Genomic DNA, 17,303 nt, shown 5'->3' on the forward strand with positions numbered 1-17,303 from the left:
AACCTATGGGAAGATTCAGTATGATGCGAAACAAAGCTTCGCGCTTGCTGCTGTGCGGCCTTGCCGTGGGACTGGCCCTATCTTTAAGCGTACCCGTGTCCGCAGCGGCTGCCTCCGTGAACCCATCCTCTAAAAAGGCGGAGCTGCAAGCCGCGGACCCGGTACCGCAAATCTATGCACGCGTGTCTCCGTCCGTCGTCGGCATTATCGGCAAAGCCCAGGGCGGAAAAAATACGGGGCTGGACAACCGCTACAATCTGGTGCACGGTTCGGGCGTGATTCTTACAAGCGGCGGCTGGATCGTCACCAATGCGCATGTTATCAAATCCATGCAAAAGGCCACGGTTGTGACATCTGACGGCAAATCATACAGCGTCACCGATTATTATGCGGATGAACTCAGCGATATCGCGATTCTCAAAATCAACGCGGCCCATCTGAAGCCGGCCTCTCTGGCCGGAGCATCCAGTGTGAAAGTAGGCGAAAAGGTCGTCGCGATTGGCGCGCCCTTGTCTTTTGCGCTCCGCAATTCCGCCACCGTCGGCGTCGTCAGCGGCTCCGGGCGGGTGGTCGATGCCTCATACCGCCTTCTGCAGAGTGATGCCGCCATCAATCCGGGGAACAGCGGCGGTCCCCTTGTCGATATGAACGGTAAAGTCATCGGGATCGTCAGCATGAAATATTCGGCGGTCGGTGTGGACAATACGGGATTTGCGATTCCGGCCGAAACGGTCCGCTATATCATTAAGCAGCTGTTCACTTACGGTGAAGTGAGGCGTCCAAGCCTGGGGCTTGAGCTTCAGCAGAGCTGGTCCGCCATTGTCGGCCTGCCTGCGGAAGACCCGCTGACGGTTACCAAGGCGGTCTCGGCGGCAGCGCGGAAGGCCGGTATTGCCGAAGGCGACGAGTTGTACAGCATCGATGGCCACCGCGTGACCTCGGCGGTCGATATCAATGAGCTGTTCAAAAGCTATCGCCCGGGACAGACTGTACAGCTGCTCATGCAGAGCGGAGGGGATATCGTTCAGCGAAAGCTGGTGCTGGGTGAGGGAGATCCGATCGTGGGTACGGATGACGGCGGCAGCGCAGATGATAAAACGGAAGAGTAACGGGAAGCGAAAGCGGGGAGAGCCGATATGAACAAAATGTGCTTGAAAGTTCTGCATGCCGCGCTCGCGGCGCTGATTATACTGGCCATGCTGCCAGTGAACGATGCAGGGGCGGCGGAGAAAGAGAAGCTTATGCTGACGCTGAAAGTGGGCAGCAAGCAAGCCAAAGCGAATGGTCAGGGTATCGTCATCGCCCCGCCTTTTTCCGAGAATGGCAGTGTCCTGGTCCCGCTCGGGGTGTTCAAAAAAGCGTTCGGCAGCGGCGTCTCGCTCGCAAAAGATAATGTTATTAAAGTGACCTTCGGTCCGCATACAGGCGCAATGACGATCGGCGGGACGACTGCCTGGAGGGACGGGCAGAAAGTAAAGCTGGCCGCTCCGCCGCGCATGGTGAACGGGGTTCTTATGGTTCCGCTGCGCTTTGTCGCCGGGGTCATCGGTGCGGAGGTGTCTTCCGGTAATGGAGGAAGTATCGTTGTGGCGCTCCCTGCCGCAAATTCGGCAAATTCGGGAGATGGCAGCCTGCCGGAGGGGGGCATTGACAGTGAAGCGGGCAAGACGAAGGTCGGCAACAGCTACGAGGAATGGAGCATGCAATATCCGGCCGGGCTGATCATCGGCGACAGCGGCGGCGAGGAGGGCGTGTCTTCGTTCATGAGCGCCGATAACGCCTATTATCTGGAGGTGCATGTTGCGCCGCAGGTGGCCGCCTCGGACGCAGACGACCTGCTGGATCAGCTTGTGCGCAGCTCTGAGGACGGCGGCGAGGTCGTGCTGGACCGGGAGGTTTTTCCGAAGGCTGTCGTTCCCTATGCCCGCATTGTCAGCAAGGACCCTTCCGGGGCTTTATGGGAAGGCCGCGCTTATTACGCCAACGGGCGATTGTATAAGCTGTATTTGACCGATGATCAAGCAGAGAATTACAAAGATTTTGCCAAGTACGCCGGGCTGCTGAATTCGTTCCGCCCGTCTTTCGACGAGAAGGATCGCTCAATTAGGGACCTGTCCACGGTTCGGAACGGTATGCGCTCTGCCGGCAGTGACGATTACGGCATCTCGCTTGAAGTCCCCGCCGGATGGAGCATGGACAACCGCCATCTCCTCTATGGGAGCAAAGACGGCAGCTATCTGAAGCTGAATATCAGCTCGGCGCCGCCGGCTTCGACGCTGGATAGCTGGGAAGAGGAGCTGCGTCAGAAGGATGCGGAGCTTTTTGTTCCGGAAGCCTGCAGTGAGCAGGGGATTACGGATGCGGAGATCTCCGGCGTTCCGGCGAGGGTGCGGGAAGTCCGCTATAATGACGGCAGCGGGTGGATGACGGTTTACCAGACGCTGCTGCTAAAGAACGGCTACCGCTACTATGCAGAATATGCCGCTGCAGCGGGGCAGGACGAAGATCAGGCGAAATTCGCGGCTGTTCTCGCGTCGCTGAAGATTGATTTTGACACCGTCAAAGAGAACTTCGGCCGCCTGGAGCAGGATGACTATCCCTCGCTGAAAAATAAAACCGTCACCAAAACATCAAAAACCTACGGGTATTCTATCGACATGCCCCGGTTGTGGACGCCTGTCCAGGGTATATTCGACCTGCAGGTCGTCGATTACCGGTTCACCGGCGGCAGATTCCAGATCGCGGTTCTGCCCGAAGGCTCGATGGAGTATACCGTTAATCAGCTTAAAGAATTTTACCGGAATACGGCCGGCGACCCGCAGGGTCCGTTCATCGAGCAGGAGCGGGAGACAACCTTTGCCGGAGTACCGGCGGTGGAAATGACCGTGCGACACAACAAGAACGGCATTCCCTTGCACATTCGGGTCTTCGTCTTCAGCCGCGAGGATATCGTGTATACGTTGACCGCCACGCTGGGCGATGCGAACGCGACGGAGGCGCAGCAGGCGATGCTGGATCGGACGTTTCAGTCGTTCCGGTTCACGGACGAGGGCAAGTAAGAGTAAGAGACCGTACTTGATGCTTCAAACGCAAAAAACCTCCAGACCGCAAAAGGGCGGTTTGGAGGTTCTCTTTTTACAAAATATAAGAATTTATAAGCTGAGCGCTTATCATTTTGTCTTATATTTCTACGAGAAACGGATGCCTTCCTCTTTCAGAGGACGGCGAAGCCGTTTCTTCTTGCTTAAGCATTGTACACGAAATTGAGGTTCGCATCCTTAAGCAGCGGCGCCTTCTCGTCTTTGGCCGACAGCACCGGCACCACATCGATCGGCCACTCTACCCCGATGTCCGGGTCGTTCCACAGAATGCCTCCGTCGCAATCCGGCGCGTACAGCTCGTCGCATTTGTACTGTACCTCGACGTCCTCGGTGAGCGTCATGAAGCCGTGGGCGAAGCCTTTGGGGATCAGCAGCTGCTTCTTGTTCTCCGCGCTCAGCTCGATGCCGAACCACTGGCCGTAGGTAGGGCTTCCTTTGCGAATATCGACAGCGACATCATAAATGACGCCGCGCGTGCACCGGACGAGCTTCGTCTGCGCTTTCGGGTTCAGCTGGTAATGGAGTCCGCGCAGCGTGCCTTTAACCGCCGAGTAGGATTGATTGTCCTGAACAAAGGTCAGATCGATCCCCTGCTCCAGAAATTTTGCCTGGCTGTAGGTTTCCATGAACCATCCGCGATGGTCGCCGAACACGGCAGGCTCAACGATCAGCACGCCTTCCAGATTCGTTTTGGTGAATTTCATCTATTTCACTCTTTCCGCGTTAATATTTGATTCTGCCGGTGGCCACTTTGATCAAATACTGGCCGTAGCCGGTTTTGCTCAGCTTCTCGCCGCAGGCCAGCAGCTGATCCTCGGTAATCCACCCGTTAATATATGCAATTTCCTCGGGGGCGGCGATTTTGATACCCTGATGGTCCTCGATCGTTCTGACAAAATTGGTCGCGTCCACCAGACTCTGATGCGTACCGGTATCGAGCCACGTAAAGCCCCGTCCCAGCAGCTCCACATCCAGCTCGCCCAGCCGCAGATACTCCTCATTAACCGAAGTGATTTCCAGTTCGCCCCGCTTGGACGGTTTGACGCTGCTCGCAATCGAGACAACCCGGTTATCGTAAAAATACAGCCCCGTAACCGCATAGTTCGACTTGGGCTGCTCGGGCTTTTCTTCGATGCTGAGGACTCGGCCGTCCTGGTTGAACTCCACAACGCCAAACCGATCCGGGTCGGGAACGTGGTAACCAAAAACTGTGGCGCCCGATGGTTTTTCCGAAGCCCGTTTCAGGATTTGCCGCATACCGGCGCCATAATAAATATTGTCGCCGAGAATCATCGCAACCGAGTCGCTGCCGATAAAGTCTTTGCCAAGGATAAAAGCCTGTGCCAGTCCGTCGGGACTCGGCTGGATTTTGTACTGAAGCGAGATACCGAACTGGGAACCGTCGCCCAGCAGACTCTCGAATCTCGGTGTATCCTCGGGAGTGGAAATAATCAGAATGTCCTTGATCCCCGCGAGCATAAGGGTGGATAAAGGATAGTAAATCATCGGCTTGTCATAAACCGGCAGCAGCTGCTTGCTCGTAACCATGGTCAAAGGATAGAGTCGCGTGCCGCTGCCGCCTGCTAGAATAATGCCTTTCATCTTCTGGGTCAGCTCTCCCTACTACAATATAGTATAAGTAAACTTGGCTAGGTATATTTTACGCTTAACGCTCGATAGATGTCTATTTCTCTTTTCCATATGCTTGAAGAAATCCATTCCAGTTCCTTTCTGCTTCGTTTCAAGTGATAGAATAATGTAGAAGATTGGTATGGATAAGCTTGTAGCATGCAGATGTGATATTTGATACAATAGATAGGTTAAACGACCTTAAATCTGTTTTAAATCCGTGGAAGTCTGGATCACCTGGACTTTTTGAATATGAATAGACCCGTCCCTCGGACGGTTTGGGAGGATATAGATGAAAGAAAGGGATATGCGCAGGGAAGACGTGGAACTGCTTGCTCCGGCGGGCGACTGGGACTGCATGCGCGCAGCGGTGGCGAACGGGGCGGATGCCGTCTATTTCGGCGTAGAGAAATTCAACGCCCGGGCAAGAGCGAATAATTTTCGGATGGACGAGCTGCCGGAAATCATGGCCTTTTTGCACAGCTATGGGGTTAAAGGGTTTTTGACGTTCAATATTCTGGTGTTTGAAAATGAATTGGAGGATGCCCGCGAATTAATCGAGGCCTGTGTCGACGCCGGCGTGGACGCGGTCATTGTGCAGGATCTCGGGCTGGTGAAGCTGATCCGCGAGATTTCGCCGGATTTTCCGATTCATGGCTCGACGCAGATGACGATTACTTCGCCGGAAGCGGTGGAATTCACTAAGCCGTTTGAGATGGAACGCGTCGTGCTCGGCCGGGAAAATAATCTCAAGCAGATCCGTACGATAGGCGATCAGGCCCGTCTGCCGATGGAAGTGTTCGTGCACGGCGCGCTGTGCGTCTCTTATTCGGGCCAATGCCTGACCTCGGAGATGTGGGGCGGCCGTTCCGCCAACCGTGGCGAATGCGCGCAGGCCTGCAGGCTGCCGTACGACCTCGTCGTGGACGGAGAAGTGAAGCCGATGGGCGATATCGCTTATCTGCTGTCCCCGAAGGATTTGGCGGCGATCGAGCTTATTCCGGAGCTGATTGAAGCGGGCGTGACTTCCTTCAAAATCGAAGGACGGATGAAGAGTCCTGAATACGTGGCGAATGTGGTCGGCAAGTACAGCAAGGCGCTTAAGCGTCATTTCGATGGAAAATGGTCGGCGCCCTCCAAGGAAGAAATGCGGGAGCTGCAGCAGAGCTTCTCACGGGGCTTCACCCACGGCTTCCTGGAAGGGACGAACAATAAAAAGCTGGTGGACGGCACCTTTCCCAAAAGCCGGGGCGTCTACCTTGGCACCGTGGAGCAGATTCTGCGCGACGGAGTCGTCTGCCGGATTGAAGCGCCGATCAAGCGCGGCGACGGCATTGTATTCGATGCGGGCGATCCCACGAAAAAAGAGGAAGGCGGCCGCATCTACGATTTGCGCCGCAAAGGCGTGAAGCTCGAGGGCGAAGCGCAGGAAGGCTGGATCGTCGATATTATCCCGGGACGCAGCGACGTCAACCTTGGCCGCCTGCATGTCGGCGACCGCATCTGGAAGACGAACGACCCGGCGCTGGACAAGGCGCTGCGCCAGACGTTTGAGACGGAGAAGCCGTACCGGGTATTCCCGGTCCACGTCAAAGCGGCGGGCCGTGCGGGCGAGCCGCTCTCTACCTGGTGGACCGACGTGCAGAAGGACGTCACCGTCCGCGTCGACTCCGAGCTTGTGCTGGAGACGGCGAACAAGCGGCCGATGGACGCCGCGCTGCTCGAAGAGCAGTTCGGCCGCCTCGGCGGCACGATCTTCCAGCTTGAGCGGCTGGACGCCGAACTCGAAGGCGGCGTCATCGTGCCGATGCGCGAGCTGAACAGCATCCGCCGCCGCGCGGTGGAGCAGCTTGCGGGCGAGCGCCCGAAACCGCCCGTATACGTGAAACGGGCGGTGGAGGTGTACGGCGACGCCGCTTCGCGCGGCGCCGGAAGCGCCGTCCCGGCACGGCCGGACGGCGTGGGAACAGCCGCCCCGCTCGGAGCGGGCGGCGCCTTTGCCAGCGGCGGTGACGCGCAGCTCACCGCGCTGTGCCGCAGCCTGCCGCAGGTGCAGGCTGCCCTGAAGGCCGGCGTAACGTTCATCTACGCCGACTTTGAATTTATCAAGCAGTTCCCGGCAGCGGTGGAGGCCGTTCGGGCAGCGGGCGCGAGAATCGCGCTGGCGACGCCGCGCATCCATATGCCCGGAGAGAACGGCTACCATGCCAACATCCTGCGCCTTCAGCCCGATGCGGTGCTGGTGCGCAATACCGGCGCGCTGTATTATTACCTGCGCCGCCGGCAGGAAGAGCCGGATGCTGTGCATCCGCAGCTCATCGGCGATTTCTCGCTGAACATCGCCAACCACAAAGCGGTTGACCTGTTCCTGGAAGCCGGCTGTGACCTGGTAACGCCGTCGTATGACCTGAATATCCAGCAGATGGTCGATCTGCTGCGGCGCACCCGCACTTCACAGCTGGAAGTTGTCATCCACCAGCATCTGCCGATGTATCATACAGAGCACTGCGTCTACTGCACCTTTTTGAGCGAAGGAACCGACTTTACCAACTGCGGCCGTCCGTGCGAGAGCCACCGGGCTTCCCTGCAGGACCGGATCGGTATGTCCCATCCCGTCCGTGTCGATGAAGGCTGCCGCAACACCGTTTACAACGCGATCGAGCAGTCCGGCGCCGAGTATCTGAACAACTTCCGCGAACTGGGCGTATCGACGTTCCGCGTGGAGTTTCTGGAAGAGACGCCCGAGCAGGTAGCCGAGGTCATTGACCTGTACAGTAAGGCGCTGCGCGGCGAAATTTCCGGAACCCAGGTCTGGAAGACGCTCAAAGCGACCAACCAGCTTGGCGTTACCCGGGGACAGCTCGTCAAGTAACTGATGAAGTAATTGGAACAGAACACTTCGCCAAAAGGTCCGCATGCACCTCAAACGTTCTACAGCTCCCGTCATCTTGGCGGGGGCTTTTAAAATTTGATAGTGTCATACTTTCCGACATTTTTTCTTGCGAGTTTTCCCCATCGTTTTTCCATTCTTTCGCATGACCAAATCTGACAATATACCCATGAAGCTGATATAATAGTAGTATAACAACCGATCTTACATCCTAATGAATGTGTTCTACATAACGGAATCTAACTTTACTCAAAGGAGCCACACTATGACTAAAATTCGCAAAGCTATTATTCCAGCCGCCGGTCTCGGTACCCGCTTCCTGCCCGCCACGAAGGCGATGCCCAAGGAGATGCTGCCGATTGTGGACAAGCCCACCATCCAGTACATTGTGGAAGAAGCGGTCGCTTCCGGCATCGAAGATATCATTATCGTAACCGGTAAGGGCAAACGGGCAATCGAGGACCATTTCGACAATTCCTTCGAGCTGGAATTCAATCTGGCCGAGAAGCAGAAATGGGAACTGCTGAATTCCGTCCGCAAATCGTCCGAAATGGCCGACATCCACTATATCCGGCAAAAAGAGCCCAAAGGTCTCGGACACGCCATCTGGTGCGCGCGTAAATTTATCGGCAACGAGCCGTTTGCCGTACTGCTGGGTGATGATATTGTCGAGTCGGACAAACCCTGCCTGAAGCAGATGATCGAGGTCTTTGACCAGTATAAGTCGTCCATCGTAGGCGTACAGCCGGTGCCGTGGGAAGAGGTTTCCCGTTACGGCGTTGTCGACGGCACGGAGCTGGCGGAGCGGGTGTACAAAGCTAACCGGCTTGTCGAGAAGCCGAAGAAAGAAGAAGCGCCTTCCAACCTGGCCATCCTTGGCCGGTACATTTTGACTCCGCGCATCTTTGATTTGCTTGGCGAGCAGCAGGCGGGGGTAGGCGGCGAAATTCAGCTGACAGACGCCATTGCGCGTCTCAGCGAGGTAGAGCGCATTTTGGCTTTCCACTTCGAAGGACATCGGCATGACGTTGGCGAGAAGATGGGCTTTATCCAAACGACGATCCATTATGCGCTGCAGCATGAGGAGCTCAGGGAAGATCTGCTTGTCTATCTTAAAGGTCTGATTGAGCAAGAAGCTTCAAAGACCGTATCGTAATCATATCTTGATTAAATAAAACGGTGCACGTTTATCGTGCCTGTCTACAGCACAGAAATGGCAGTTTCGGGAGATAGCCCGAGCTGCCATTTTAACGTTATATCTGTACGGTTTGTCTTCCGTTGTTAACACTTTAATTGATTAGGAGTGGGTACATTGACCAGAAGTATCCTGTCACCGGCCAAGTATATTCAAGGCAGGGGAGAAATCCGTAGCCTTCCCCGTTATTGCGCCGATCTAGGTGCCAAAAAAGCTTATATCATCGCAGATTCGTTCGTACTTTCGCATTATGAGAAGGAAATCACCGGAGGCTTTCAAGAAGGGGATGTATCCTGTGTTCTGCTTCCTTTTGCCGGAGAATGTACCATGAAGGAAGTGGAGCGGATCGCCCTGGCGGCCAAGGAATCGGAAGCGGACGTCATTATAGGGGTTGGGGGAGGGAAGGTACTGGACGTAGCCAAAACAGTCGGCTTCTACAGCCGCCTGCCGCTGATCGTCGCACCAACCGTTGCTTCGACCGACGCGCCGTGCAGCGCCTTGTCCGTCCTGTATACGGAAGACGGCCGTCTGGATAAGTACTTATATCTGCGGAGTAATCCGGACAGAGTGGTGGTCGATACAGAGCTTGTGGCGGGGGCGCCTGTCCGCCTGCTGGTGGCTGGCATGGGTGACGCGCTGTCGACCTTCTATGAGGCGCGGGCCTGCCGGCGGTCTGCCGGGAGTCGCGGCCTGGATAAAAGCGCCATCGGCGCTTACGCCCTCGCACAGGCTTGCAGAGACACGCTGCTGGCTGACGGGGCGCAGGCCAAACGGGATGCGGAGAACGGTATTCTCACCGAAGCTGTGGAGAATATCATCGAAGCCAATATCTACCTCAGCGGCATTGGCTTCGAGAGCGGCGGGCTTGCCGCCGCCCATGCGATTCATAACGGACTAACCCTGCTGGAAGAGACACGGCCTGTCATGCACGGAGAAAAGGTCGCTTTCGCGACCATTGTTCAGCTGATTCTCGAGAATGCGCCTTTACAAGAACTCGAGGAGGTTATATCGTTTAACCGCAGTACAGGGCTGCCTGTAACTTTGAAGGAGATGCATCTTTCGGCGGAACAGCCGGACAGACTCCGGATTGCGGCGGAGGCCAGCTGTGCCCCTGGTACGCCCATGACCAACATGCCGGTTACCGTAACATCTGAAAGCGTGGTGAAAGCCATGTTGATGGCGGATCAATTGGGGAGACAACTCCCGCTTAAGTTTTGAGGAAGAGTTTACGGTTTTCAAAAATAGCTGCATATCAAAAAACGGGTGCCGTCAATGGACGGTACCCGTTTTTTCCTGGCATATACAAAATGTATAAGCGGCGGTTACGATAAGGGCCTCATCGCCGCAATTTCATCAATCTTTGCCGCTTCTCCGGCATCGGCTGCAATAAGCTTGTTATATACATCCTGATCCTGGGCGCTGTTCAGTTTCTTCAATGCGGCCAAATACCAGCGTGCCAATTCGCGATTAATTGCATCCGAATAATCTTCGCTCAGCCCGGCTTTCAATGTGTTCACCGCCGTCCGGACATCACCTGAGAGAAATTGCATTTTACCCACAACCAACGTAGTGGCAGACGGAAAGGCGTTTGTTTCGCCATTTGTCTCCCTCATGACCTGATTATATGCCTCAAGCCCAGTGTTAAAGTTGGCCTTCGCGTTAGCGGCTATCGCTTGATCATCAGAGCCTGCGGAGATTAATTTGTTGTACCACTGCGTATAGGGGGCCTGCCCCAGATCATAAGAGCGGCCGATTAAATCAATGTACCAAGCCCTACTCCACAGATCACTACGCGATGCAAGATCGGCGTAACTGTCTGTAAAGCCTGTCTGGATGATTGCTGCAGCGGCCTCAGCATTCCCAGTTACCAGCTTAATCTTACCTGCCCCCAGCGCGATTAACGGAGTTACCGAGAAAGGCCTACCCTGAAGTTGTCCAGAGGGCAGTGTCTTGAGATAAGCGACACCATCAACTACATGGCTGTACGCAGCAAGCCCAATCTGGAAATATTCCTGCTCCTTGGCGCTGTCCTGCTGCAAATGAGCCTGCGTGCCCAAATCGGATGCTCGGGTAATAAGTGGCTCATACCATTGGATATCCCAAATATATTTGTCCTGGTTGTCTCGGTAAACGGCTAATGCTTCTTCACTTTTTCCCTGCAGGTCATATAGTGCGATTAACTGCTGCAGCATCTGCTTATTGTTCGGTTCATCCTCCAACCCTCGGGTCAGCACGGCGAGGGACTCGGCCGCGAACTGTTCGTTCTGGTTCTGGCTGTAAACCTGGTTATCCATTGAAGCAAGAATGATCACAGATTCCGGATGGCTCGGTCGGTTTTTAAGCGCCTTGATCAGCGGAGCCTTGATTTCTTCATACGACTGGCTTGTCTGGGCGATCGCCTTGGCATCCGCAGCAGCATTGGCGGAACCGATATTTCGGAGGGATACGAAGAGCAACGCTAAAGTTCCCAGACAGGCCAAGGCCAAATAGCCAAATCGCAGCCCCGAAGAGTTCCATTTGACCGTGAGCGGTTTAGCATCCATAGCTGCGGCCATACCCGCAAGCCCAATGAATACAAGCAAGCCCATAAACGCGTAGCTCATATTGAAGTCAAGAACACTGTGAAGCAGAATCGAGAGAGCGATGATAAGGAAGAAAAAGCCGTTCTCGTAATCGTCCCTTTCCCTTTGGTTCATATAGCCTCTGATATATTTATAAAATACAAACAGGATAAAGCCCATAAATACGATGAATCCAAGAATGCCGACCTCAATCAAATACTGCAGGAAGAAGTTATGCGCCTGACGGCTCGTATATGGATTATTCTGATATTTCTCATAAAGAGCAGCCCATCCACCTCCGCCAGCGCCGAGAATCGGATAATCCTTGGTTACCTTGAGCGCATCCTTGTAGAAGGTGAAGCGTTCGAGTACACTGTGCTGCTGGAAGTTGATATTCTCCAGACGGGTTTCGATATTGTCCGGCAAAACACTGCGCACGCTTGTGCCGATCAGCAGGAAGGCGGCCAGTGCCACCAGCACCGTTGCGCCGATAGGAAGCCAAAGATTGGTGAATTTGCGGTTTGACCAGCTTTCAATACTCGTTTCCAGCTTGGGGGCCGCAAAACGCTGTACTACCCAGCAGAGAAGCGCCGTAACCGCCGAAGCGATCAGCAGGTAAGCCCAGCCTTTGATAGCCGCCGAAGCGTCAGGTACGGCGCTGAGATGCTGACCAATTTTGGTGACCGGATTGGCCACTGCTACCGAGGCAATGCCCGCAATGATAAGGTGGATAATCCACAAAATTTGCCGCGCCGGTTTCTGGAACAGCAGCAGGAGCACGAATACCACCGGCAGCATGACAAGTCCGCCCCGGGAAAGCGTCAGCAGCAGCGACACGATGATCGGAACGAGCATGAAGCCGTTGATCAGCATGCCGTATGCTTTTTTCGAGCGGATCAGCGCAAAAATCGCCACGAACAAGAAGGCCATCAGGAACGCTGCATATGTATTGGCATACTGGAAAATTGAAGTCAGACGCAGACCGTTGGCGTCGGTCATCACCGCGTCCAGATATTTGCCTCCTCTAACTGTATTCGAGAACCAGCCAACCAGCCCGCCGGCCACATTCCAAGCGCCCAGCCAGTTCAGCAGGCCGAACCAGACAATCAGATAAGCTACTGTCAATACGGCGTTTTGTATGATAACATTAACTTGTTTTTGTCGAAGGAGGTAGAGACTTACAATGAAGACTGCCGCGTACATGCTCTGAATCAGCAGCATATTCATCGCCATATAATGCGAAGCGGCGACAAAGAGCGACAGGAAATACGTCAAAGGAAGCAGCAGCACGGCTACAGCGAGCAAATCACGTTGGTCCTCCAGCTTAAACCTTTTGTAATAGAGGCCAACCCATAGAAACAGCATCAGACACCCGAACAATACCGCTAGATAAATCGGTTTCTCATAGTCCGTCTGCTGTCCGTTAAATAATCCCACTTGAAACGGGGCCCACAATAAAAATAAAATAAAACCAATCACCAACACCCAAAGCGAGTCGGGTATTTTTTCGGCATTTCTCGACTGAGCAGCCTTTTTACCGTATACTGGATTAGCCAACTTTTTAATCTCCTTTTCCTGTAAGTTACGACAATATTCTAGCATAAGTATTCTTTCTAATAAACTTTAATACAAATTACATTGAACCATTTAGATGAGAAAAGCGCATACTATTAGCGGTTTGCTCTCAGTAAAGCGAGGAGTAGTAGAATTAATGTTGAAACGTTCGATTCTTATAATTAGCTCATTAATAATTATGATTGGATTTTTTTATGTGCTGGAGGGTTATCAGCAATCAACTGCTAGTTTATATATTAAGTTCGACATAAAGGCAAATGCAGCCGATAAGTACCAAGTCTTTTACTCATCCGAAAAGAATGTGTGGAGCGAAGCAAACTCTAAAATAGAAAGTTACGATGCTCCAGGGGGATGGAAGACATTTGAAATCAAATTACCTAATGCGATTTATTACATCCGACTTGATTTAGGAAATGGACTTGCCACTGACGTCGAAGTTAGAAATTTAAGCTTCTTTGCTGTTAGCGATGCAAGAATTAACCTACAAAAATTGGACTTTGAATCCAACCAATTGAGAATTAACGAATTAAACAAAGACCATTTAAAAACACAAATAAATGGAAGAGATCCATACTTTTATTTTAATGCCTCGCCATTTACTCAATCAGTCTATCACGGAAACATCGGAAATTCCTTTATTCTTGCTCTACTAAGCTTGTTAGTTGGAGCAATCTATTATTTTGTTGCTGGAAATGCCAAGCGATTATACAGTTTTGTCAGAGATTTATATCGTAATAAGAACTTGGTTTATAGTCTTGCTAAGAATGATTTTAAAACAAAATACGCTTCTTCATACTTAGGTATCCTATGGGGGTTTATTCAACCTTTAATTACAATTCTGACCTATTGGTTTGTGTTCCAAGTAGGATTGCGGAGCGGTAATGTAGGTGATGTTCCATTCATTGTCTGGTTTATTGCTGGTATCGTTCCTTGGTTCTTTTTTTCCGAAGCCCTAATAGGGGCTACCAATGTTTTCTCTGAATATAGCTACTTGGTAAAAAAGGTACTTTTCAGAATCGAGCTACTTCCATTTGTGAAAATAGTATCTGCAGGCTTTGTACAACTTTTTTTCATTCTGTTTATATTTATTGTGCATGGATTTTATGGTTACCCGCCGACTTTTTATAACTTTCAACTGATTTACTATTTAATTTGTATGATTGTATTAGTAACGTCTATAACATTTTTGACTTCGGCCGTCATGCTCTTCTTTAAGGATTTGAATCAGATCATCTCAGTCATAGTTCAAATTGGTTTTTGGTTTACTCCTATTGGTTGGCCTGTAAGCATGCTTTCAGATTTTTGGGCGAAATTGTTTAAGCTAAATCCAATGTATTATATTGTACAAGGGTACAGAGATTCCTTTATAAATCAAGTGCTTTTTTTTGAAAGGCCTTATGAGACTGTATACTTTTGGATTTTCTGTTTCTTTATGTTTACGGTTGGGTTCAAAATATTCGAGAAGCTAAAGCCTCATTTTTCAGATGTTTTATAAGGAGCCTAAATATGAAAACAATAATTGATATAAGAAATGTAACAAAAACATATAAGCTCTACAACAAGCCCACCGATCGTTTAAAAGAGGCGATGTCTCCATTAAAGAAAATTTATCATAATGAATTTAAAGCTTTGGATGAGGTCTCTTTTTCTATAGAACAAGGAGATGCTATTGGGATTTTGGGCAAGAATGGATCAGGAAAATCTACTCTTTTGAAACTTATAACTGGGGTGCTAACTCCAACTTTTGGGGAAATTGAAGTTAAAGGGAAAGTGTCGGCAATTTTGGAATTAGGTGCAGGTTTTAACCCGGAGTATACTGGAAGAGAGAATATTTATTTAAATGGATTGATGATGGGCTTCAGCAAAGAAGAAATGGAAGGGAAAATTGATAATATTATTTCCTTTGCAGACATTGGAGATTTCATTAATCAACCGGTAAAGATATACTCAAGTGGAATGTTTGCCAGATTGGCTTTTGCTGTTTCGATTAATGTCGAGCCAGATATACTTATTGTGGATGAAGCTTTGGCAGTTGGGGATATTAGGTTCCAAACAAAATGCATTGAAAAAATGAAAGAATTGAAAAAACAAGGAACAACCATTCTATTCGTATCCCATGCTCCTGAACAAGTAAAACGCTTTTGTAATAAGGCAGTTTGGTTGAAAAATGGAAAAGTCGAGGCTATAGGAGAGTCAAGTGACATTGTGGATTTATATGAAGATTTTATGAAAAATAGTGCTGATATAGGAGATGGGAAAGAGCAGGTGCCGGTAGAAAGTGACACTGAACTTATGGATGATTTTATTGTCCCCTCTAATCCTGATATTCTCGCTTGCGTGACAAAGGTTTCGATTAATAAAGATAATTTTAAAACATTTGATCAACTGGAGATTACTATTGATTATGAAGTATATGTCGAGGCAATAGTCAGTCTACTTTTGGGAGTTGCGATATACACGCCTAAAAGAGAATATATATTTGGTCCAAATACTCATTTAGAGAAAGTGAATATACCAAATACAATAGGAAGGCATAGGGTTCAATATGTAATTTCTGAGTTGCCGTTATTAGGAGGTAGCTTTACTGCAGATGTTGGACTTTTTAGCAATGAGGGACTGGTTTGTTTACATTATGAGCAGGAGGCTCTTCACTTCAATATTTCTAATAAGTATTTTTCTGAAGGAATGATTTATATGAAGCATAGATGGGAAGTGTTAAAGTGATTCCGATTCCCTTTGATCAATTTCAGAGATACAATCATGTTCAAGTTATAGTCAATAAATTGAGAGATGGCAATGAAATTTTTCGTATTTTAGAAGTTGGGGCTAACGAACATCAAAATTTAGAAGTTTTTCTTCCTTCAGATACAATAACTTACTTGGATATTAATCTTCCTGAAACATTGCAGTCGAATCCTAAATACATTCTGGGCGATGCTACCCAAATGGAGTTTAAAGATAATGCTTATGATATTGTTGTAGCTTTGGATGTATTTGAGCATATCCCTTCGAGCAAAAGAGAAAATTTTATTAATGAATTGAATAGAGTTAGCGCTAGACTTTTTATTATAACAGCGCCATTTTATAGCGACGAAGTCGTGAACGCTGAAAGCAGATTAGAAACCTTATACTTTAGCATGTTTGGTGAAAGATTCATTTGGTTGGAGGAACATGCTACTAATGGCCTTCCTGTTCAATCTGAACTCGAAGATCACTTTCTGAGAAAGAACATCAAGTATAGTCTTATATCTCACGGAAATATTGATCTTTGGGAAAAGTTAATGGGACTTCATTTCTTTGCAGCCAAAACTCCTGCTTTGATTCCTTATAGGGAGAAGATAGATTCATTTTATAATGAATATTTATTTCGATACGATTACTCGGAAACATCCTATAGAAAAATAGTTGTAGGATCAAAGTCAACTGATGTAAGCACTATTAGTATAGGTAATGGGTCTTCTGTTCCGAAACAGCTTGTTGAAGAACTGAACGCTTTGGAAAATACATTTTTTCAGTTGCATAGTTATTTTCAGCATATAGCTGGAAGTCAGAATTTTTCACGAGAAATAGATGACCTTACAGAGTCACTGCATCGTTTAGAAGAAAATATTTGCGAGAAAAATCTGACTGATGATTTGCAAGTTTACGTCGATACCGGAAATGGATTTAACGAAGAAGAAAGTTTGAAAGTAGGGATAAATCCTAACGACAATCGAACATATTTTTTTAACTTGTCTCAATTTAACGAAATATCCTCTCTTAGGATTGATCCTTCAAAATATGCAGGAGTATTTAAATTAGGAAATTTAAAAGTTAATAATATTTCATATGATTCGGAAATTGACGGTAATTTTATTTTTGAAGTTAATGATCAAATATTTGTTTTTATAAATGAAGATCCTTGCATTCATATTCTGTTCAATGAAAAGATGAAGGTCACTGATTTAGAATTTAATTTCTTTCGTATGAACAATGAAATGTTGACCAGTGAACTTAAAACTGTACTACACACAATAGAAGAGAAAACTCAGATAATTGATGAAATAAATAAAAAAAATAGGACTATTGAGGAATTGAATACACAGTTAAATAACCAGTTGAATAAAAAAGAATCCGAGTTAGCTTTAATCAATAGTGAACAGGACTCATTACAACAAAAGATTAGCAAACTTGAGGGTGATTTACAAACTGCACTTCATAATCTGGTTAAAGAGAAAGAAAAGGTTCATCTCGGAACAGTACAACAGGAATTAATAAGTAGAGAACTTGAGGGAATATATTCTTCGAAAGGTTGGAAACTTGTTAGCAAACTGAGAGAAATTCGGAAAGCCATAAAAAGGTAGAACAAGGAG

Annotated in this window: 11 protein-coding genes; 8 read left to right on the plus strand and 3 right to left on the minus strand. The window is 49.4% G+C overall.

The window, feature by feature from the left end; translation table 11 throughout:
• Nucleotides 1-5: 5 nt before the first annotated feature.
• Nucleotides 6-1,109, plus strand: a complete 1,104-nt coding sequence (locus tag G5B47_RS08135) for a S1C family serine protease (protein WP_235949769.1) — start codon at nt 6-8, stop codon at nt 1,107-1,109.
• 27 nt (nt 1,110-1,136) lie between these two features.
• Entirely contained in the window at nt 1,137-3,059 is a 1,923-nt protein-coding gene (locus G5B47_RS08140) for a stalk domain-containing protein (protein ID WP_165096530.1), read from the plus strand.
• A 185-nt stretch (nt 3,060-3,244) separates the two neighbouring features.
• Here G5B47_RS08140 and rfbC read toward each other — a convergent pair whose 3' ends face one another.
• Both rfbC and rfbA read right to left on the minus strand, forming a co-directional pair.
• Complete coding sequence (gene rfbC / locus G5B47_RS08145; protein ID WP_165096532.1) at nt 3,245-3,805, minus strand: dTDP-4-dehydrorhamnose 3,5-epimerase; 561 nt, start codon at nt 3,803-3,805, stop codon at nt 3,245-3,247.
• A gap of 19 nt (nt 3,806-3,824) precedes the next feature.
• On the minus strand, nt 3,825-4,703 hold the full coding sequence (gene rfbA, locus G5B47_RS08150) for a glucose-1-phosphate thymidylyltransferase RfbA (RefSeq protein WP_165096535.1): 879 nt from the start codon (nt 4,701-4,703) through the stop codon (nt 3,825-3,827).
• A gap of 319 nt (nt 4,704-5,022) precedes the next feature.
• Between rfbA and G5B47_RS08155 the strand changes: the two genes are divergently transcribed.
• The 3 genes from G5B47_RS08155 to G5B47_RS08165 all read left to right on the plus strand — a co-directional run bounded on the left by G5B47_RS08155 (nt 5,023) and on the right by G5B47_RS08165 (nt 10,033).
• Nucleotides 5,023-7,602: a U32 family peptidase gene (locus G5B47_RS08155; RefSeq protein ID WP_165096538.1), complete on the plus strand. Its 2,580-nt coding sequence runs from the start codon at nt 5,023-5,025 to the stop codon at nt 7,600-7,602.
• 283 nt (nt 7,603-7,885) lie between these two features.
• The gene (galU, locus tag G5B47_RS08160) at nt 7,886-8,776 is read left to right on the plus strand and encodes a UTP--glucose-1-phosphate uridylyltransferase GalU (RefSeq protein WP_165096541.1); all 891 of its coding nucleotides are present in this window, start codon (nt 7,886-7,888) and stop codon (nt 8,774-8,776) included.
• A 156-nt stretch (nt 8,777-8,932) separates the two neighbouring features.
• A complete protein-coding gene (locus G5B47_RS08165) occupies nt 8,933-10,033 on the plus strand; it encodes a glycerol dehydrogenase (RefSeq protein ID WP_165096544.1) in 1,101 nt (366 codons plus the stop codon).
• A 104-nt stretch (nt 10,034-10,137) separates the two neighbouring features.
• On the opposite strand, the gene G5B47_RS08170 is transcribed toward G5B47_RS08165, so the two are convergent.
• Complete coding sequence (locus tag G5B47_RS08170) at nt 10,138-12,933, minus strand: O-antigen ligase family protein (RefSeq protein ID WP_165096547.1); 2,796 nt, start codon at nt 12,931-12,933, stop codon at nt 10,138-10,140.
• 154 nt (nt 12,934-13,087) lie between these two features.
• Between G5B47_RS08170 and G5B47_RS08175 the strand changes: the two genes are divergently transcribed.
• Genes G5B47_RS08175 through G5B47_RS08185 form a run of 3 tightly spaced genes read left to right on the plus strand, consistent with a single transcriptional unit; the run spans nt 13,088 to nt 17,294 of the window.
• Nucleotides 13,088-14,446: an ABC transporter permease gene (locus tag G5B47_RS08175; protein WP_206107272.1), complete on the plus strand. Its 1,359-nt coding sequence runs from the start codon at nt 13,088-13,090 to the stop codon at nt 14,444-14,446.
• Nucleotides 14,447-14,457: 11 nt separating this feature from the next.
• A complete protein-coding gene (locus tag G5B47_RS08180; RefSeq protein ID WP_165096550.1) occupies nt 14,458-15,675 on the plus strand; it encodes an ABC transporter ATP-binding protein in 1,218 nt (405 codons plus the stop codon).
• Nucleotides 15,672-17,294: a methyltransferase domain-containing protein gene (locus G5B47_RS08185; protein WP_165096553.1), complete on the plus strand. Its 1,623-nt coding sequence runs from the start codon at nt 15,672-15,674 to the stop codon at nt 17,292-17,294. Before G5B47_RS08180 ends, G5B47_RS08185 begins: the two co-directional genes overlap by 4 nt.
• Nucleotides 17,295-17,303: the final 9 nt, after the last annotated feature.

Origin of the sequence: Paenibacillus apii, assembly GCF_011043685.1 — a bacterium.
Lineage (GTDB): Bacteria > Bacillota > Bacilli > Paenibacillales > Paenibacillaceae > Paenibacillus_AQ > Paenibacillus_AQ sabinae.

Excerpts from the sequence above, each read along its gene's own strand:
- G5B47_RS08135 (WP_235949769.1), top strand. The coding sequence starts at position 6 with ATGGGAAGATTCAGTATGATGCGAAACAAAGCTTCGCGCTTGCTGCTG.
- G5B47_RS08140 (WP_165096530.1), top strand. The coding sequence starts at position 1,137 with ATGAACAAAATGTGCTTGAAAGTTCTGCATGCCGCGCTCGCGGCGCTG.
- rfbC (WP_165096532.1), bottom strand. The coding sequence starts at position 3,805 with ATGAAATTCACCAAAACGAATCTGGAAGGCGTGCTGATCGTTGAGCCT.
- rfbA (WP_165096535.1), bottom strand. The coding sequence starts at position 4,703 with ATGAAAGGCATTATTCTAGCAGGCGGCAGCGGCACGCGACTCTATCCT.
- G5B47_RS08155 (WP_165096538.1), top strand. The coding sequence starts at position 5,023 with ATGAAAGAAAGGGATATGCGCAGGGAAGACGTGGAACTGCTTGCTCCG.
- galU (WP_165096541.1), top strand. The coding sequence starts at position 7,886 with ATGACTAAAATTCGCAAAGCTATTATTCCAGCCGCCGGTCTCGGTACC.
- G5B47_RS08175 (WP_206107272.1), top strand. The coding sequence starts at position 13,088 with ATGTTGAAACGTTCGATTCTTATAATTAGCTCATTAATAATTATGATT.
- G5B47_RS08180 (WP_165096550.1), top strand. The coding sequence starts at position 14,458 with ATGAAAACAATAATTGATATAAGAAATGTAACAAAAACATATAAGCTC.